Here is a 17,855-nt window from a genome sequence, read left to right as displayed (position 1 = left end):
TGTCATGATCTCCATGGAGATTCGTTACGTCGGCGGGCCGACCGCGGTCCTGGAGATCGGCGGAGTGCGGCTGCTGACCGACCCCACGTTCGACCCGCCCGGCGACTACCCGATCGGGAACCGGGCGCTGGTCAAGACGGCCGGACCGGCCTTCGGGCTCGACGACGCCGGGGCCGTGGACGCCGTCCTGCTCTCGCACGACCAGCATCCCGACAACCTCGACAAGGCCGGGCGCGCCTTCCTGTCCTCGGCGCCGGTGGTGCTGTCGACCGGCTCGGCGGCCGAGCGAGTCGGCGAACCGGTGCGGGCCCTGCCGAACTGGACGCACACCGAGTTGGCCCGCCCCGGGGGCGGTGTGCTGCGGATCACCGGCGTGCCCGCGCAGCACGGGCCCGACGGGAGCGAGCACCTGGTGGGCGAGGTGACCGGGTTCGTACTGAGCGGTGAGGCCCTGCCGACCGTGTACGTGAGCGGGGACAACGCCTCGCTGGACGTGGTCAGGGACATCGCGGCGCGCGTCGGGCCGGTGGACGTGGCGGTGCTGTTCGCCGGTGGGGCGCGCACGCCGCTGGTGGGTGACGCGTACCTGACGCTGACCAGCGACGACGTGGCCGAGGCGGCCGAGATCCTGGGCGCCCGCCACGTGGTGCCGCTGCACTTCGAGCACTGGGGCCACTTCACGCAGGGCCGGGACACGCTGGTCAAGTCTCTTGCGGGGCTCGGCGACCGCGTGCACCTGCTGGAGCCGGGCGAGCGGGCGACCCTCTCCTAACCGGTCTTCTTCCTCGCCCCTCGCAGGACCCCAGCGTCATAGGGATCGAGGCGAGCGCGTGCATCCGCTGGAGCGGGTGACCCTGTCATGGGAGATGCTGTGGGGATGAGCTGGGAGACGGCGGCACTGGATCTGCTGGCGGCCGGGGCGCCCACGCCGTTGATCGAGTTCCCCGTCGGGGCGCCCGGGGTCACGCTGCTGCTGAAGGACGAGTCCGCTCAGCCCACCGGCAGCCTGCGGCACCGGCACGCCAGGGCGCTTCCCATCCCCGAAGGGGGTACCCAGCCGCCACGGACCGTCACAGAGACCGAGGCGGTCGTGTGACAGGGGAGGAGGGCGTCAGCTCAGCCGGTGGCTGACCCAGACGTTCGGCTCGACGTAGACGGCGTGGTCCTGTGCCACGTCGCAGTACACCGGGCTGAGCGCACCGGGCACCTCGACCGGCCCGGTCCGGTCGAACGGCAGGCCGGTCCACTCGCGCCACTCGGCGAGCGTGCCCGGCACCACCATCGAGCGCGGCGCGACCTTGACGATCTCGCCGCCGGCCCGGACGTGCACGCGCAGCCAGGCGTCGTACGGCAGGCCGTCCTCCCGGGACCTGAAGGCGTACTCCGTCATCGGCGTGTGCGGTTCGAGATGCTTCTGGTTCGGCCGGACCGGCGCCACCAGCTCCCGGAACCCCAGCCGCGCGGCGTGGTCCCGCATCCCGGCCACCATCGCCGGCGACACCCCCGAGCCCAGCAGGTCTCTCCTGACGGTGATCTCCAGCGCGGACACGGCGTCAAGGGGGCGGTCCAGCTTGCGGGCCAGCCACCCCCGGCGGATCACCCCGTCCCAGCCGTCGTCGGGCAACTCGCCGCCGTCCCTGGCCGGGAAGGGGATCATGCAGCCCCTGGCCACCATCCGGCCGGGCTCGGCGTCGTCGTCGGCCACCAGCACGTAGTCGGCGTAGTCCGTCGCGGCGACGGGATAGAACAGGTCCGCGATCGGGTCGTTGAACATGAAGACGCGCCACGAGTGATCCATCTCCCATAACGCGGACGCGAACTCGGGACGCTCGGCGAGCGTGGTGATCCGGAGGGACATGCGGATCATTGTCACACCTGTCGCGACCTTCCTTCAGCCCATTTCCGCCGGCCGCTGGACGGGCTGGTGCTCGGTCTTGAAGATCAGGGTGGTGTGCAGGTGCACGATCTCCGTACGGATCAGGAACCGCTCCAGGGCCAGCCGGTGCAGATGGTCGGCGTCGGCCACGGCCACGTGCACCAGGAAGTCCTCGGTGCCCGCGACGTGGAACAGCGTGATCGTCTCCGGCAGCCCCAGCACGAACGTGCGCAACGGGTCCACGATCCGGCTGGTGTGCGGCCGTACGCGCAGGGCGAGCAGCGCCTGGAGCGGGCGGCCGAGCCGGGCCGTGTCGACGGCGGCGCGGAAGCCGGTGATGATCCCGCGGCGGCGCAGCGACCGTACGCGTTCCAGGGCGGTGGAGGGCGCGACACCGAGCCGCTCGGCGAGATCCTTGTTGGGCAGCCGGGCGTCCTTCTGCAACTCGGCCAGGATCGCGAGGTCGATCGAATCCAGTTCGGCGTTATGCACTATTACCGCCCTCCAATTCGGCAAGGCTAGTCGTACGCCGGCGAATTGCCGAGTACGGCGAGCTGATCGCCAAGGGCGGCATGACGCCCGCGACCTACCGGGACTTCCTGTGCCGAGGCTCTTCACGGCCGCTGATTGGCCGGATCCCGTTGGACTCCGGTGCGCTAGCGTCGGCGGCATGACGGAACTCGACCCCAGGCTCCGCGCCATCACGGATCTGAACGTGCCCGACGCGCGCGAGTCGGGCGGCAGACACGAATACGACGGCAAGATCCAGGATCTGTCGCCCGAAGGCGTACGGGCCGGGCTGGCGCGGCTTGGAGAGGGCGCCGCACCGGCCGACCCGTACGACGCGGCGCATCTGCGGGTCTTCGAGGACGGCCTGCGTACCCAGTACGGCGAGCTGGAGCTGCACCGGAGCAATCCGCTGCCGCACCTGTCGAACCTCGACCTGGCCTGCTACGACCGCGACTATGCGCCTGAGGCCGAGCGCGAGGCCGCCAAGGCCGCGCACCTGGCGCGCTGGCCGGAGGCGGTGACGCACGCGATCGCCGCGCTCGACCGGGTCAGCGCGCCCGTCGCGAGGTCGCTGGTCGCCCCCATACAGGGACTGTCCGCCGGTGTCACGGACGAGGCCGCGCTCGACGCGCACGGCCTGCTGGTCGCGCACATCGAGCGGGCGGCGGCGGTCGGCGACCCCGACGCGTCGCTCGGCGGCGACGCGCTGGCTCGGCTGATGGGCGACACCGAAGGGCTGCCCGTCGACCTCGGCAGGCTGGCCGAGCGCGCCGACGCCGAGCGCGACCGGCTCATGGCCCTGCTCACCGAGGCCTGCGCCAAGCTGGGGCGACGGGGTGAGCCGCCGCTGGACGTCGTACGCGAGCTGGTCAAGCAGCACCCCGACGCCGACGGCGTCATCGAGGCGGCCAGGATCGGCACCGAGAAGGCCATCGCGTTCACCCGTGAGAAGGACCTGGTGCCCTACCACGACGGGGAGTGCCTGGTCGGCCTGGCGCCTGCGTCGCGCCGCTGGGGGATGGCGATGATGTCGTGGAACTCTCCCGGCGAGCCGGAGGGTCCCTCCTGGTACCACATCACCCCGCCCGACCCCGCTTGGCCCGCGCAGGACGCCGAGGAGTGGCTGGAGGTCTTCAGCGACACCACGCTGCCCGCGATCAACGTGCACGAGGTCGCGCCCGGGCACTTCTCGCACGGCCGCGCCCTGCGCCGGGCCGGCTCGGACGTGCGGCGGCTGCTGCAGTCGATGTCGTTCGCCGAGGGCTGGGCGCACTATGCCGAGGAGCTCTGCGTGGAGGAGGGGTTCGAGGCCCAGGACCCGCGCTTCGAGATCGGGGTCTGGGTGGAGGCGCTGATCCGGGTCACCCGGCTGGCCTGTGCCATCGGCGTACACACCGGGCAGATGACGGTCGAGGAGGGCGCCCGGCGTTTCGAGTCCGACAGCCACCTGACCGGACCGGCCGCGCTGTCGGAGGCGAGGCGGGCCACGTTCGACCCCACCTACGGCCGCTACACCTGGGGCAAGCTGCTCATCCTCGACCTGCGCGAGCAGGCGCGCAAGGAATGGGGCGCGGGCTTCACGCTGCGGCGCTTCCACAAGGCCCTGCTCGACCTGGGCTCGCCACCGCTGGGGCTGATCGGCAGCATCCTCTAGGGTCCACGGTGGGGCTGGTCGGGAGCATCTTCTAGGGCCACCCCCGATACACTTGGGAGCACCGCATTCGCTTTGGGGGGTTCTCTCGGTGTCTGAGTTCGACACAGTGCTCGTCGTCGACTTCGGCGCGCAATACGCGCAGCTGATAGCCAGGCGGGTCCGTGAGTGCCACGTCTTCTCCGAGATCGTCCCCTCGACGATGCCGGTCGAGGAGATGCTGGCCAAGAAGCCGAAGGCGATCATCCTGTCCGGCGGGCCCTCCTCGGTCTACGCCGAGGGCGCGCCCGCCGTGCCCCACGGGCTGTTCTCGACGGGGGTGCCGACGTTCGGCATCTGCTACGGCTTCCAGGCCATGGCCCAGGCGCTGGGCGGCGAGGTCGCCCAGACGGGCGTGGCCGAATACGGCGGCACCGACCTCGACGTGCTCAGCGAGGGCGTGATCTTCGCGGGGCTGCCCGCCGCGCAGAAGGTCTGGATGTCCCACGGCGACAGCGTGGCCACCGCCCCCGAGGGCTTCACGGTGACCGCCTCGACCCAGCAGACGCCCGTCGCCGCCTTCGAGGACACCGGGCGCGGGCTCTACGGTGTGCAGTTCCACCCCGAGGTGCTCCACTCCGAGCACGGCCAGGCGGTGCTCAAGCACTTCCTCGACGCGGCGGGCTGCCGCCCGACCTGGACCATGCTCAACATCGTCGAAGACGCCGTCGAGGCGGTCCGCCGGCAGGTGGGCGACGGCCGGGCGATCTGCGCGCTGTCCGGCGGCGTCGATTCGGCGGTGGCCGGCGCGATGGTCCAGCGGGCCATCGGAGACCGGCTGACCTGCGTGTTCGTCGACCACGGCCTGCTGCGCAAGGGCGAGGCCGAGCAGGTCGAGCGCGACTTCGTCCGCGCCACGGGCGTCAAGCTCCGCGTCGTCGACGCCGCCGACCGCTTCCTCAAGGCCCTCGAAGGCGTCAGCGACCCCGAGGAGAAGCGCAAGATCATCGGCCGCGAGTTCATCCGGGTCTTCGAGGACGAGCAGCGCGCCATCATGGCCGACGGCCCGGTCGACTTCCTGGTGCAGGGCACGCTCTACCCCGACGTGGTCGAATCCGGCGGCGGCACGGGCACCGCCAACATCAAGTCACACCACAACGTCGGCGGCCTGCCCGAGGACCTGCAGTTCAAGCTCGTGGAGCCGCTGCGCACCCTGTTCAAGGACGAGGTGCGCCGGGCGGGCGAGGAGCTCGGCCTGCCGACGGCGATGGTCTGGCGCCAGCCGTTCCCCGGCCCCGGCCTCGGCATCCGCATCGTCGGCGAGGTCACGCGGGAGCGCCTCGACCTGCTGCGCGAGGCCGACGCGATCGCCCGCGAGGAGCTGTCGCGCGCCGGGCTCGACCGGGAGATCTGGCAGTGCCCGGTGGTGCTGCTGGCCGACGTGCGGTCGGTGGGGGTGCAAGGGGATGGGCGTACGTACGGGCATCCGGTGGTGCTGCGGCCGGTGACGTCCGAGGACGCGATGACGGCCGACTGGTCGCGGGTGCCTTACGACGTGCTGTCCCGGATCTCCACCCGCATCACGAACGAGGTCCGCGACGTCAACCGGGTGGTGCTCGATGTGACGAGCAAGCCGCCGGGCACCATCGAGTGGGAGTAATGCCGCAGCGCTAAATCACCGGGTGCGCCGATGCCCATGCGTCGTGCCTCGATATCGTCTCGCGTCGGCCACCTTGGCGCTCCATGTCTCAGTCGAGCATTGCGGTGGCTTCGATCTCGACCAGATGGTCGGGCACGTCCAGTGCCGCAACGCCCAGCAGCGTGGCCGGCGGGACCGGAGTGACTCCCAGCTTCGCGGCTCCCCGGGAGATCCCTTCCAGGAGCGAGGGCATCTTGTCGGGGGTCCAGTCGACGACGTAGAAGGTCAATTTGGCCACGTCGTCGAAGGAACCGCCGATCTCGGCCAGGGCGGTGCCGATGTTGAGGTAGCACTGCTCGACCTGCGCGGCAAGGTCGCCTTCGCCGACCGTGATCCCGTCGGCGTCCCAGGCGACCTGGCCGGCGATGAACACCAGCTTCGTCCCGGAGACGATCGCCACCTGCCGGTAGACGTCGATCTTGGGCAACCCGTCGGGGTTGATCAGGGTGATGGCCATACTGCCTGCCTCCTTGCATGGGCGCACCTGTTAGCGCGCGCCCCTTGGTCTCTTGTGATTACTGAGAAACTTTAGGAGAGTGTGCGCTGACATGGAAGAACGCACTTTTCCGTGACTGGGGCACTCGATGGTGACCAAGCAGTTCAGGGGCTCATCCGAGGAAGCGAACTGAGACACGCGTACTCCCCGGCGCGGGAGATCTTCTGGAATGTCAGGCGTTGCTGATCATCGACGTGCGAGAAACCCGCAGGCCAGAAGCTGGCACCCCAATCGCGCACGAGCCGCGCCGACCTGAGAGCGTGGGTTGGGCACGACGATGACCGGCCAGAACATCTGGTCGTGGGGGTTCGGCACCCGTCTTCTTGACACATCGTTGTCACGATCATGGTGACAGATGGTCAAGTTGCGCTCATTCTTTGTTATGGTCACTTCTTGTCCCGATTTTGGGACAACCTTTACCTAAGGAGGACCATGAGGAACACTCCGAGAATCGTCGCTGTCACCACGGTGCTCGCGGCGGCTACGGCTCCCTTGCTGGCGCTCTCGTCTCCGGCGATGGCCGAGCAGCCCGCCAAGACCGTCCAGTCAGCCCAGAACCTGCCGCTGAACTGGCTCTCCCTCCAGGGGCTCACCGAGTCCGCTCACCTGCAGCGCATCAAGCAGTTGCTGGGTGCGGGCTATGTTCCCTCGGCGTTGAGCGTGACCAACGCGGCCAACCCGGAGTACACCTCCGTATGGGTCAAGGACGCCACCCGCAAGGTGAACGTCCTGCAGGACCTGTCGGTCACCGACCTGCCGAAGCGCATCACCGAACAGCAGCAGCTGGGCTTCCAGCCCACCATGATCACTGGTACGGGTGCGGGCGCGGGCGCCGTCTTCGCGGCGGTCTTCGAGAAGACCACCCGCAAGCTGCAGGCCAAGACCGACCTGACCAAGGAGGCCTTGGCGACCGCCAACACCCAGCTCAGCGCCGCCGGCTACCAGATTTCCTCGCTGGACGTGTACGGCACGGCCGAGAAGCCGCTCTACACGGCCGTTTGGGCTGCCGGGGCCGTCACGGGGACCCTCCAGGTGACCACCGGCCAGACCGTGGAGCAGCGCGGCAGGGAGCTCCTGGCGCGGGCGAAGCAGGGTCTGAGTCCCGTTGCCATGGCCGTCGAGCCCGGCAAGCTCTACACGACCGTGTGGGGCAAGGCCAGCTCGACCGGCCTGAAGGAGTACCTGCAGCTGTCCCGCGTGACCTACAAGCTCAAGTCTCTTGAGTTGAAGGGGCTGGGCTACCACCCCATTGTCATGAACGTCGAGGACAACGTCTACGCGGCGATCTGGAGCAAGAACTAACCGTTCGGTGGCCCGCCGCTGTCGGTGGTGGTGTCGAGTTCGCCCACCGGGCGGTCGCCGTACAGGATCGGCAGCGCGAAATATCTCCATCGGCGCTTGTGCGTCCAAAGCCGGCCGTCGAGCTCAAAGAGCTCGACGGCCGGCTTCGCCGGCGTACGGCCGCCGGGTCCCGCCCAGGCCAAGAAGTCGGCCACCGACGCCGGCCACGGTGCTAGCGCATTAGCCAGGCCTGGTCGGCGGAGTCCCGGCACGTCCACTGGATGATCCATTTGCCCGGCTTGCGTTCGGCCTTGCCGACCGCCAGGCACATGTCGGTGGCTCGGTTGCGCAGGCGCTGGTGCTCGTCGTAGATCCATTCCTGCTCGGTCCCGCCGTCGGTGCACGGCCACTGGATCGCGTACTTGCCCTTGACCTGGACACCGCGGGCGATCGCCAGGCACATGCCGGTCTTGGCGTTGATGACCTTGCGCTTGCGGTAGATCCACTGCTGGTCCTTGTTGGTGGAGCAGGTCCACTGGATGACCTTCTTGCCCGCCCGCACTTCGCTCTTGCCCACGGCCAGGCAGAGTTCGGTGGCGGCGTTCATCAGACGCGACCTACTCGCCCCGCTCGCCGCCGAGGCGGGAGCGGTGGCCAGGGAGAGTGCCATGACGGCTGTCGTGGCGACGGCGAAAAGCTTCTTGGGAGCGGCGTCCATGTCGATGACCTTCCTGAGCGGTGTTGATCGCTATGACGCGCGCAATTCCCGGTTTGTTCGGATCTGACGAGCTTCCGGAGGGAAGTCGCGGTTGGCGGAGCCACGGTCTTCAACGGTGGGTGTACGGATCAGCGGGGTCCGTACGCCAGCTTGCGTACCGCTCCGGCCACTCAGAGGCGGATGCCGGAGCAGGCCGTGCCTACAAGACTCCGGATATGCAGAGACGGTATGGCTGATGCTCTCCGTCGCGATCATCGTCAGCCTGGTGCTCATCTATCCGTACCTGGGCCTCGATATCGACAACAGCCGCCTCGATGTCCGCGACAGCCTGCACTATTACGTTCTGGTGGGCCATATCTTCACCGCCGCGGTCGCGCTGGTGCTCGGCCCCTTGCAGTTCATCCCGAAGGTGAGGGCGCGCAGGCGGATCCATCGAACGCTCGGCCGGGTTTACCTCCTCGCCGGGGTTCTGCCGTCCGCGATGACCACGATCCCGGTCGCGGTGTGGTCCGGCCGCCTCATGACGCAGATCGGCCTCACCACCGCCGCTGTCCTCTGGCTCATCACTGCTGGCCTCGCACACCCGGGCTGCCCGTCGGCACGACTTCATCAGCCACCGGAACTGGATGATGCGCAACTACGCGCTGACGTTCCTCGCGGTCACATCGCGCCTCCTTGTTCCCCTGCTGCTGGTCCAGATCCCCTTCGGTGGAGCCGAGTCGGGATCGATAGGAGAAGTTGCGACCTCCATGATTCCGGTCGGTCAGACCCTGGGCTGGATCATCAATCTGATCGTGGTCGAAAGCATCATCAGGAGGCACCGTTTGTCCCGCCTGTGGCAACGAGCCTGAATGCTGTGGGCGTCTGGGGCCCGAGCGGGGAAGACCGCGGTTAATCCGGGAATACGGTCACCACTGGAGACGGGCGCACGCTTGTCGGGGTTCACGATGGGTGGATGGATCGGTGGTGGTTGTGGAGCCGGTCCGGATAATTGGGTCGGGTCCACGGTCGATCGATCCACATTGGGCATCGTATCCGCAGGTCAGTACGGTTCCGCGAAGGGAGTGACGGTGAGCTTCGATCTAGCCTTTTGGCGGCAGAAGCCAGTTCCTACCGTAGAGGAGGCCGCTCAGATTTACGACCAATTGGCGGACGGGCTCTCGGGGGCCGTCGAAGTGAGTTCGGCTGTTGAGGATTTTCATAAGGCCGTGATCTCTGTGTTTCCGGACCTCGCTGAGGAGAATATGGATGAGTCGCCGTGGACCTCTCCTCTCTATGTCACCAGTGAGTGTGTGATAGCGGCTATATCCTGGTCGCGTTCCGGTGAAGTCTCCTCGGTTCTGCTTGATTTGGCATCAAGGCATGGGCTAATCGCTTATGACCCACAGGAGCAAGTGGTTTACGGAATTGCTGGAGAGGCTTCAAGTCGCTGAGAAGTGCAAACGGCAGTCGGTGCTCCTGTGGGCACGGCACGCTGCGCTTGACGGCGGTCGGGACCTACATCAGGTCGTCGAACTCGCCTGCCATAAGTCCACGGCGGAATGCGGCGAACTCGCTACGAGTGAAGTACAGCTTGGGGCCATCGGGATCTTTGGAGTCGCGTAGTGCAATCAAAGGTCTCATGCCGGCTTTGTGTGCTGTCCCGAGTGGTGGGTCATTTTTGGTGCCATCAACTAGTGCCACCTCGACGCAATCTCCGCCCGTTCCATTGGAAAAACTAGACTTGCGCCAGGTCGTACGGGAACGCTGCTCCAGATCCTCGTCTCGCCTACGGTCCACTAGATCCTCCTGCTGCCTGCTCGATGAGGCGTCGGCTCTGATCGGGCCCAAGTGCTCTTGCGCGAAGATGATCAAATAGTCGATTGTAGTCATCTACGTCATCTGGGGCTTCTAGGAAGATGCTGCCTCTCCAGTACTCAAGGTACACGATGTCTGGATCCGATAGCTTTGGGAACTTCAGGATGCGGAACCCGCCGTTCATAGCCGGATGGGCCCCGCTGTCGAACGCAAGTATCTGGATGTTGATGAAGTTCTGCGACGACAGCTCAAGAAGTCGCTGAAGTTGACGACGCATGACGCCTTCGTCGCCCACGTCCCGCCGAATGACAGCCTCATTCAGCACCATCCACATCTCGGGTGGCTTCGCAGAGACTAGACGTTCTTGCCGTTTCATCCGGATTGAGAGATTGCTGGTCAGCTCCTCCTCGGGCGGCAGAGTCGGCTCTGCGTTGATGACGGCACGCGCGTACTCCTCCGTCTGGAAGAGACCAGGGACGTACTCGCTCTCGTAGCCGGAGATCGAGGACGCGTCCTCTTCAAGGCCCACGTAGCTTTGGAAGTATTCGGGGATCGTGTCGGACATTTTGTCCCACCAGCCGCGTTTCCGCGCATCACGGGCCAGTTGAAGGAGTATCTCCTTCGTATGATCTGGTACTCCGTAGATCTCCAGCATCATGGTCACGTCGGTTATGCGGGCGCTGGTCTGGGCCGCTTCTATGCGAGTGATCGTCGGCGGCGAACATCCGAGCCGTTCCGCGACTACCTCGCGGGACATGCCTTTCTCCTTGCGCAAACTGCGCAAGATGGCGGCCAGGCGACGCTGGCGAGCTGACGGACTGCGCTGAGCGGCCATTCCACCTCCATGAGTACGCCAAGTCTCCTAGGTCGATCTTGGTTCCACAACTTGTACTAAGTGCATTCTGCGATATCTCTTGCACTGAGAGTTATGGACCATGCACACTCTGCATGGAAAGCATTGGCATTACCCCGTGTGTGGCCTGGCCTTTTTGTTGCTGAGTGGGCGCTTTGTCGATCCCAAGGGCTGGTTCTATCAGTGTGAACTAAGTACAGATTTGTTCTGATTGGGTCCGATACTCGAAGGGCAGGTCGAGCGATGCGACGTACGCGGAAGCAAGACGACGGGGCGCGATCGAGCCCAACGCCGCCGAGTCGGGAGCAGCAACAATTCCTCTATCTGGCTCGGCTGGCATGGGCTCTGAGAGTGCGAGGTCTGGCTGTTTCGGTTCAGCTACCGCGACGCGCCGAACCGTGTATCGCTGTCCAGCGAGTGTCGGGGCCATTGCTCGTACGGGCCGCGCTGCAGGGCGAGCGGTGGGTCTTCACGTGGGGGAGAGGACGTGATCCGTGGGTCGACGCGCTTGACGAAAGTGCGCCCGAACGAGTGTGGGAGATTGCGCGATGAGCGATCACGCCCTGGTGAGGATGACGCTTCCAGGTGTCGTACGTTCGGTGCCCCTGGCTCGTCGCTGGGTCGCGGACGCACTGACGGCGGCCGGGCATCGGGGAACGGACGGTGTGCGGCTCGTCACGAGCGAGTTGGTGGGGAATGCGGTGCTGCACACCAGGTCGGGACGGCCTGGCGGCGTGGTCATGGTGAAGGTCTTCGAAGTCGGTAAGGCGCTGGCCAGAATCGAGGTGCTCGACGAAGGGGCGTTGACCGTGCCAAAGCCACAGAAACCCGACGACTGTGACTGCCACGGGCGTGGACTGTGGCTGGTCCAGCAGACCTCAGTCCGGTGGGGGACGCGCACTGTGGCCCTGCGATGGAACTTGGTGTGGGCGGAGGTGGCCACGCAAGAGGCCGGCAGCGCGTCGGAGTTCTTGGGTGTGGGCGAAGAACCTGCGGCAGAAGTAAGCGAAGTCCGCCGACCAATGCCGGCCCTTGACGGTCAGAACGGTTAGGTGCCGTGATGGTCGGCAACGCACCAAGAATCCGGCGGGGTGCTCAGGACGCGTTCACCAAAAGGGTGCGGCCGTGGGCGGGGCCTTCCACGGCGTCCACAAAAACGCGCGCGACGTCCGCCGCCGGCGTACCAGTGACGGGATTCATGCCCAGCTCGAGGAGGGTCTCGCGCACCCAGCCGGGGCTGACGGTGTTCAGGCGGACACCTCGCGGCATCTCGATCGCGGCAGCGTGTACGAACGCCTCCAAGCCCGAGTTGACCAGATACCCGAGCGAACTGCCCGGGACAGGCTCCACGAACCGCCCGCTGGTGAGCGTGACGGATCCGCCGTCCCGTACGTGAGTGAGCGCTCGCCGGACCAGGTTCACCTGTCCAATCAGCTTCCCTTCGAGCCCGCTGCCCCAGAAGTCCGCGTCCGAGTGCGTGTCCAGGGGTGTCAGGCCGCCGCTCGCCGCGCAGCACACCACCGCGTCCACCTGGCCGACCTGCGAGAACAGGGCGTCGATTGACGCGGTATCGGTCATGTCCACGCGTACCGGGCCTCGGCGCGACGCGCGTACCACCTCGTGGCGCGCCTCCAACGCCTCGGCGACCGCGCTGCCGATGGTCCCTGTCGCACCGATCACGATGATCTTCATCATTTCTCCCGTTCCGTCTGGGGCAAACCGGAGACCAGACTGCGGCCGACGGTGATCCCCATCCAGCCCTCCGCCGGGGGTACACCTGACAGGTGCAGGCTCCACGGCCGCTGGTCCGCGACACTGGGCATATGGACGTACATGGTGAACTGGGCGAATTCTTGCGGTCGAGGCGGGCACGGCTGCAGCCCGAGGACGCCGGACTTCCCACGTTCGGGGGACGCCGCCGGGTGCCTGGCCTGCGGCGTGAGGAGCTGGCTCAGCTCGCCGGGGTGAGTGCCGGCTACTACACCCGGCTCGAACAGGGTCAGAGCCCCAACGCCTCCGACGCCGTGCTCGACGCCGTCGCCCGCGTCCTGCGCCTGGACGAGGCCGAACGTGCCCACCTCTACTCACTGGCCCGGCCCAAGGCGATGATCCGGCGTCGGGCGGCCAAGCCTGAGCAGGTACGGCCGGGCGTACAGCTCATGATCGAGTCTTTCGGGGACGTGCCCGCGTTGGTCATGGGGCGCTTCCTCGACGTCCTGGCGTGGAACCCGATGGCGCACGCGCTGCTGGCCGGGCACCTCGACTTCGACGCGCCGAGCCGGCCCGCCGAACGGCCCAACATCGCCCGCATGCTGTTCCTCGACCCCCACATGCGCGAGCTGTACGGCGACTGGCCGCGCAAGGCGCGCTCCACCGTCGCCGACCTGCGGCTGATCGCGGGCCGCTATCCCGGTGCCCCGGGCCTGAACGGTCTCGTAGGCGAGCTGACGGTCGGGAGCCCGGAGTTCGCGAAACTGTGGGCCGCGCATTCCGTCGGCGACTGCGGCACCGACACCCGCACTTACCACCACCCCATGGTGGGCACCATGGCGCTCATGGCCGAGTTCATGGCACTGCCGAACGACGAAGGGCAGCGCGTGGCCGTGTTCAACGCCGAACCGGGCTCCCCTTCCGACGCCGCCCTGCGGCTGCTCGCCGACCTGACCACCGCAGGGCGCGAGTCGGCGGCCGGACAAAGGCCGTGACACGCCGCGCCGCCACATGATCAGACCGAAGCGCGGCAGGTATGGCTCTTCAATCTGTTACGGCTTCTGCCCGAGCCGGTCGACGACGCCCATGACGGTGCGCGTGTACACCTGCCAGACGGTTCCCTTCTCGATGCTCCACTCCACACGCAAGGGATCCGGAACGAACTTGCCGTCCTTGACGGTGAACGTCTTGACTCCCGGTTGCTGATTCAGCTCCTCATGATCGGCCACCGCGGTTTCCCGCGCGCCTCGGAAGGCGTACGTCGACGGGTCCAGCAGGACCTCGCGTTTGAGCCACCCGTCGGAGACGCGAGAGACCGACAGCGTCGGACGACCCTCGTCATCCACCGCCGACTCGTTCACCGTCACGCCAGGGAGCTTGGCCATCGCCTTGAAGATGGCGGATTCCTGGGCCGGCGGGGCGATGTTCTGGCTCAGGGTCACGCCGAGCCGCTGGAAGATCCAGCCGTCCTGATCTCCGGCCCTCATGGTATTGATCTTGCGGAACCTGGCCAGCAGTTTGTCGGGGTCGGTGGGCAGCGTGGCCAGCATGGCATAGGTGTTCTCCGGCGTCCGCTTCCTAGGTTTGGTGGTTATCAGCTTGCCACCCACCTTGTAGCCGACCCGCCTGCCGTCGGCTCGCGTCCAAAACTCTTCGATCGTGTTCGTCAACGGCGTCCGTGGCGTGAGCCGCTTGCCCGTGGAGCTCGCGTCTTGGATCCGCATGCGCGACTCGGTGTAGATCCACTGATCGTCGCGTGGCGGCGTGAAGTCCTTCTTCTGTACCGTCGCCGCGATCCTGGTGAGCACCACCTGCGCGTTGGCGGCGGGGAGCGTCGGTTCTCCTCCTCCCACGGACTGGAACACGGTCGCCCCCGTCGCGATCACTACCGCCGAGGCGGCCACCGCCAGCGCCCGCATCGCCCACCTGCGCTTGGGGCTGGGCCTGGCGGCTCGCGCCATGAGGGCGGCGATCTCGGCCAGGGCCTGGGCGAGCCGGGATTTGCGCGCGACCGCGTCCACCGCCCCGGCGACTCGGTCGGCGTGATCCTCCATGGGGTTTTCCGACCCTGCTTTGGCCAGCGCCCGGTATCGGCGTACTTCGGCGCGGCGGTGGCGGGCGATGAGGTTGGAGGCTATGCCGTACAGCCAGGGGCGCGCGTCGGGGCGTGCGAGGTCGAAGCCGGTGCGCTTGTCGAAGGCGATGAGAAACGTCTCCGCGGCGATGTCGTCGGCTAAGGCGCTGTCCAGCCGGTGTGCGGCGTAGCCATGGATCTCGGGGTAGTAGCGGTCGAAGATGGCGGAGAAGCGTTCGGGCTCCCCCACGACTGCTCGATGATCACGGCGTCGCCGACGTGCGCGGGCAGCGCCCGTGACATCGCGATCATCTCTCGGTCCTTGGGTTCACACCTCTCCTTCACCGATCGAGCGGGAAGTGTTCGCGCCGCCGCCTCTCGAAGGCTTTGGCGGCGCAGTTGTGATTGATCCGAGTCCTGTCAGCCCTGGGCCGCGATAGGTGTTCCCCATATTGTCCTGCCCGGGAAGCAGGAATGGCCTGGCTCCCCCGAAGGGAAAGACAATGGCTCTCAAGCTTCCCGGCCGGCGTACGCTTGCCGCCGCATGTGCCGGTGTTCTGGCCGGTACGGTGATCGCGGGCGGATTCGCGTACGCCGAGTCGACGGGGAGCTCCATCTACGGATGTGTGGACAAGAGCACGCACGTCTTACGTGTCGTCGGCGTGACAACCACGTGCAGGAGCACCGAGACGAAGATCTCCTGGAACCGTCGGGGCCCCGCCGGGGCCGATGGCCTGGCCGGTCCGGCTGGTCCGGCGGGCCCGGCGGGCGCTCGGGGGCCGCAGGGACTCCAGGGCGCGAAGGGTGACACCGGGGCCCACGGCCTCCAGGGCGACACCGGCCCTCAAGGCCCCAAGGGCGACGACGGCAAGCAGGGCCCGGCGGGTCCCAGGGGTGACGACGGCAAAGACGGCAAGCAGGGCCCGGCGGGTCCCAAGGGTGACGACGGCAAAGACGGCAAGCAGGGCCCGGCGGGTCCCAAGGGTGACGACGGCAAAGACGGAAAGGATGGTAAAGACGGCAAGGACGGGAAGGACGGAGGCGCGGGCACGAAGGGCCACACGGTCACCCGCAACTTCACGATCACTGAGGCCGGCGACTCGAGTGTGTCCTGCGCTTCGGACGAGATCGTCACAGGAGGCGGCTACATCGCCTCATCCCTGAACCTCTTCCAGGTGTGGGGAAGCGCCCCGGTCGGCAACGGCTGGACCGTCAGGATGCGGAAGGACGGCAACACCTCCTCATCCGCCACCTTCGCCGTGTACGTCATTTGCGCCACCGAAGCCTGACCAAACCGGCGCATCCTTGAAAGACCCTGCTGGCGTAAGCGGCTTTGACGAAGGCTTGTAACAGTGGGTCATGGTGTGTGACCATCAGCGACATGCTTCACAAGAACACCGCTGTAACGCCGCGCGAGGTCCTCGACCGGATCGCCGGAAAGTACGCGATCCAGATCCTCGTGGCGGCGTCCGACGGGCCGGTCAGGTTCACCGACTTGGAACGACTCATCGAGGGCATCAGCCGCCGGATGCTCACCCTGACGCTGCGCGCTCTGGAACGTGACGGTCTGCTCGAACGTACGGTCTACGCCACGGTCCCGCCCATGGTCGAGTACGCGGCCACACCCATGGCGTTGGAGCTCCACGAGGCGATGCTGACGTTCACCAACTGGTCGGTCAGGCACAGCGCGAGCGTGGCGGAGTCGCGCGAGCGCTACGACGCCCGCCACGCGGCCGCCGGCTGACGGGCTAAGCCGGCGTCTCGACATGCTCGGCCGAGGCCGAGGCCGATGCCGGCTCCCGAGGGGGTAGGCGCCGGGCGAGCCGGCCGATGGAGGCGATGAGCAGCGGGACCAGCAGGACGCCGACGAAGATGGGGGAGGCCATGTACCGGAAGTCCTGGGCGGAGATGTTGGCCAGGATGGCGAGCTGCTGCCCCATCACCGGCGCAGCCACGGCGATCACATAGCGGTTGCGCTGCGCCAGCGCGCCCAGGGCCACGGCCAGATAGGACAGGTAGCACCAGAACGCCCCCCGCCACAGCAGCCAGTCGTACTGCGGCTGCTCGGCGGTGGCCAGCCACGAGCTCGCCGCCTGGTAGAGGCCCTGCGACATCGGCCTGAGCGAGTAGACCCAGCGGCCCTGGAAGTCGGGCACCTTGTTGGGTCCCACGTAGGTGTCGGCGTTCGGGCGGAGGGAGAACCGGTAGGTGCGCCCGCCTTCGGCCGTGTCGTCCCCGAACAGCTTCCAGGCGATCGCGCCCCGGCACAGCCTGGCGTCGACCACCATCGCCGGTTGTTCGAGGAGCAGCCGTTTCCAGAGGTCCAGCAGCTCACCGGCGTGCGCGTCGGCCTGCGGCCAGCTGAAGTCACGCCGCCAGATCAGCGGGTTGATCGTGTAGCAGGTGCCGCCCTCGGTCCACCTGGTCAGGGGCGCGACGGCCGTCATGAGGGTCTTGTCCTGCTCGGTGAACAGCTCCGGATGGTCCCGATACGCGACGGCGATGTCGCCGAAGGCCGTGTGGTAGACGTACGTCTTCGACGGGGCCGCGATGCCGAACTGGGGGAACAGCAGGTTGTTGAGCAGCAGCGGGATGGCCGCCGCCACCGTGCCGACCAGCGCCAGCCGTACGCGCATGGCCGAGACGACCACGAGCAGCACGACGATGGCGACGCCCACGATGAGGAAGCCGTTCGCCCGGAACAGCCCCAGCGCGGTCATCAGCAGGCCCAGCCCGAGCAGTCTGCGGTAGGTGACGGTACGGTCGGCGGCCATCGCGGCGCAGGCGGCCGCGATCGCGACCGCGCAGATCGTGAACGGCACGTCCTTCCAGAGCGTGACCGTGAACGCGCCGGCCGTGGGCACCAGCGGCAGGAGTACGGCCACCACCGTCGTCGACCTACGCGGCGCGCCGAGGTTCTTGAGCGCTTCCGTCAGGTAGGTGAGCGCCGCCGCCATGGCCGTGGTCTGCAGGAACGTGACCGTGCCGAGGTCACCGGTGGTCCTGAAGCTGAGCCACAGCAGCGAGTCGTAGAGGACCGAGTGGTCGCCCACCCAGGGCCCGACGAGGGTGTGGCTTAGGTAGAGGACCGAATCGCGGCTGAACAGCCCGGGATAGAACGCCGCCCACCAGCAGGCGAGAACGGCCTGAATAGCGACGAACGTCCCGAGTGGCACCCATCGCCGGCGCTTGGCGATTTCGATCTGCATAG

General features: G+C 67.2%; 21 protein-coding genes. 11 read left to right on the top strand and 10 right to left on the bottom strand.

Features of this window, described 5'->3' with window-relative positions; genetic code table 11:
- Window positions 1-13 precede the first annotated feature (13 nt).
- Window positions 14-772 (top strand): MBL fold metallo-hydrolase, encoded by a 759-nt coding sequence (locus tag LDL49_RS24670; RefSeq protein WP_225293799.1) that lies wholly within the window; start codon window positions 14-16, stop codon window positions 770-772.
- Between the two features lie 105 nt (window positions 773-877).
- Window positions 878-1,096, top strand: a complete 219-nt coding sequence (locus LDL49_RS58450; protein WP_308016182.1) for a hypothetical protein — start codon at window positions 878-880, stop codon at window positions 1,094-1,096.
- 15 nt (window positions 1,097-1,111) lie between these two features.
- On the opposite strand, the gene LDL49_RS24660 is transcribed toward LDL49_RS58450, so the two are convergent.
- Together LDL49_RS24660 and LDL49_RS24655 are read right to left on the bottom strand one after the other, a co-directional pair.
- Window positions 1,112-1,858 (bottom strand): N-acetyltransferase, encoded by a 747-nt coding sequence (locus LDL49_RS24660; protein ID WP_225293797.1) that lies wholly within the window; start codon window positions 1,856-1,858, stop codon window positions 1,112-1,114.
- Between the two features lie 33 nt (window positions 1,859-1,891).
- Entirely contained in the window at window positions 1,892-2,368 is a 477-nt protein-coding gene (locus LDL49_RS24655) for an Lrp/AsnC family transcriptional regulator (RefSeq protein ID WP_225293795.1), read from the bottom strand.
- Window positions 2,369-2,546: 178 nt separating this feature from the next.
- Between LDL49_RS24655 and LDL49_RS24650 the strand changes: the two genes are divergently transcribed.
- Window positions 2,547-4,040: a DUF885 family protein gene (locus tag LDL49_RS24650; RefSeq protein ID WP_225293792.1), complete on the top strand. Its 1,494-nt coding sequence runs from the start codon at window positions 2,547-2,549 to the stop codon at window positions 4,038-4,040.
- An 88-nt stretch (window positions 4,041-4,128) separates the two neighbouring features.
- Window positions 4,129-5,676 carry a glutamine-hydrolyzing GMP synthase gene (gene guaA, locus LDL49_RS24645; RefSeq protein ID WP_225293791.1) on the top strand — a complete coding sequence of 516 codons (1,548 nt, stop codon included), beginning with the start codon at window positions 4,129-4,131 and terminating at the stop codon, window positions 5,674-5,676.
- Between the two features lie 88 nt (window positions 5,677-5,764).
- Here guaA and LDL49_RS24640 read toward each other — a convergent pair whose 3' ends face one another.
- Window positions 5,765-6,172, bottom strand: a complete 408-nt coding sequence (locus LDL49_RS24640) for a RidA family protein (protein WP_225293789.1) — start codon at window positions 6,170-6,172, stop codon at window positions 5,765-5,767.
- Window positions 6,173-6,643: 471 nt separating this feature from the next.
- Here LDL49_RS24640 and LDL49_RS24635 point away from each other — a divergent pair, with 471 nt between their 5' ends.
- The gene (locus LDL49_RS24635; protein ID WP_225293787.1) at window positions 6,644-7,513 is read left to right on the top strand and encodes a hypothetical protein; all 870 of its coding nucleotides are present in this window, start codon (window positions 6,644-6,646) and stop codon (window positions 7,511-7,513) included.
- Here LDL49_RS24635 and LDL49_RS24630 read toward each other — a convergent pair.
- Both LDL49_RS24630 and LDL49_RS24625 read right to left on the bottom strand, forming a co-directional pair.
- Window positions 7,510-7,707 (bottom strand): hypothetical protein, encoded by a 198-nt coding sequence (locus tag LDL49_RS24630; RefSeq protein WP_225293785.1) that lies wholly within the window; start codon window positions 7,705-7,707, stop codon window positions 7,510-7,512. The genes LDL49_RS24635 and LDL49_RS24630 overlap by 4 nt on opposite strands.
- A 17-nt stretch (window positions 7,708-7,724) precedes the next feature.
- Window positions 7,725-8,210, bottom strand: coding sequence for an RICIN domain-containing protein (locus LDL49_RS24625; protein ID WP_225293783.1), 486 nt, complete (start codon window positions 8,208-8,210; stop codon window positions 7,725-7,727).
- A 235-nt stretch (window positions 8,211-8,445) separates the two neighbouring features.
- Between LDL49_RS24625 and LDL49_RS59770 the strand changes: the two genes are divergently transcribed.
- Together LDL49_RS59770 and LDL49_RS24615 are read left to right on the top strand one after the other, a co-directional pair.
- Entirely contained in the window at window positions 8,446-9,105 is a 660-nt protein-coding gene (locus tag LDL49_RS59770) for a DUF2306 domain-containing protein (RefSeq protein ID WP_263655455.1), read from the top strand.
- Window positions 9,106-9,280: 175 nt separating this feature from the next.
- Entirely contained in the window at window positions 9,281-9,643 is a 363-nt protein-coding gene (locus LDL49_RS24615) for a hypothetical protein (protein WP_225293781.1), read from the top strand.
- A 64-nt stretch (window positions 9,644-9,707) separates the two neighbouring features.
- Here LDL49_RS24615 and LDL49_RS24610 read toward each other — a convergent pair whose 3' ends face one another.
- The gene (locus tag LDL49_RS24610) at window positions 9,708-10,082 is read right to left on the bottom strand and encodes a DUF397 domain-containing protein (protein WP_308016181.1); all 375 of its coding nucleotides are present in this window, start codon (window positions 10,080-10,082) and stop codon (window positions 9,708-9,710) included.
- Window positions 9,979-10,842 carry a helix-turn-helix domain-containing protein gene (locus LDL49_RS24605; protein WP_225293779.1) on the bottom strand — a complete coding sequence of 288 codons (864 nt, stop codon included), beginning with the start codon at window positions 10,840-10,842 and terminating at the stop codon, window positions 9,979-9,981. The genes LDL49_RS24610 and LDL49_RS24605 overlap by 104 nt, the downstream gene beginning before the upstream one ends.
- A gap of 566 nt (window positions 10,843-11,408) precedes the next feature.
- Between LDL49_RS24605 and LDL49_RS24600 the strand changes: the two genes are divergently transcribed.
- Entirely contained in the window at window positions 11,409-11,912 is a 504-nt protein-coding gene (locus LDL49_RS24600; protein WP_225293777.1) for an ATP-binding protein, read from the top strand.
- Window positions 11,913-11,955: 43 nt separating this feature from the next.
- On the opposite strand, the gene LDL49_RS24595 is transcribed toward LDL49_RS24600, so the two are convergent.
- A complete protein-coding gene (locus tag LDL49_RS24595) occupies window positions 11,956-12,552 on the bottom strand; it encodes a short chain dehydrogenase (protein ID WP_225293775.1) in 597 nt (198 codons plus the stop codon).
- 131 nt (window positions 12,553-12,683) lie between these two features.
- Between LDL49_RS24595 and LDL49_RS24590 the strand changes: the two genes are divergently transcribed.
- Window positions 12,684-13,565 (top strand): helix-turn-helix transcriptional regulator, encoded by an 882-nt coding sequence (locus LDL49_RS24590; protein WP_225293774.1) that lies wholly within the window; start codon window positions 12,684-12,686, stop codon window positions 13,563-13,565.
- A gap of 57 nt (window positions 13,566-13,622) precedes the next feature.
- On the opposite strand, the gene LDL49_RS24585 is transcribed toward LDL49_RS24590, so the two are convergent.
- Window positions 13,623-14,894 (bottom strand): CU044_5270 family protein, encoded by a 1,272-nt coding sequence (locus tag LDL49_RS24585; RefSeq protein ID WP_225293771.1) that lies wholly within the window; start codon window positions 14,892-14,894, stop codon window positions 13,623-13,625.
- 253 nt (window positions 14,895-15,147) lie between these two features.
- On the opposite strand from LDL49_RS24585, the gene LDL49_RS24580 reads away from it, so the two are divergent.
- A complete protein-coding gene (locus LDL49_RS24580) occupies window positions 15,148-15,933 on the top strand; it encodes a collagen-like domain-containing protein (protein WP_225293769.1) in 786 nt (261 codons plus the stop codon).
- A 92-nt stretch (window positions 15,934-16,025) separates the two neighbouring features.
- On the top strand, window positions 16,026-16,388 hold the full coding sequence (locus tag LDL49_RS24575) for a winged helix-turn-helix transcriptional regulator (RefSeq protein ID WP_225293768.1): 363 nt from the start codon (window positions 16,026-16,028) through the stop codon (window positions 16,386-16,388).
- Window positions 16,389-16,392: 4 nt separating this feature from the next.
- On the opposite strand, the gene LDL49_RS24570 is transcribed toward LDL49_RS24575, so the two are convergent.
- Complete coding sequence (locus tag LDL49_RS24570; protein ID WP_225293766.1) at window positions 16,393-17,853, bottom strand: hypothetical protein; 1,461 nt, start codon at window positions 17,851-17,853, stop codon at window positions 16,393-16,395.
- Window positions 17,854-17,855 lie beyond the last annotated feature (2 nt).

The organism is Nonomuraea aurantiaca, assembly GCF_020215705.1.
Taxonomy (GTDB): domain Bacteria; phylum Actinomycetota; class Actinomycetes; order Streptosporangiales; family Streptosporangiaceae; genus Nonomuraea; species Nonomuraea aurantiaca.
This window is presented reverse-complemented; position numbering and strand designations above follow the sequence as displayed.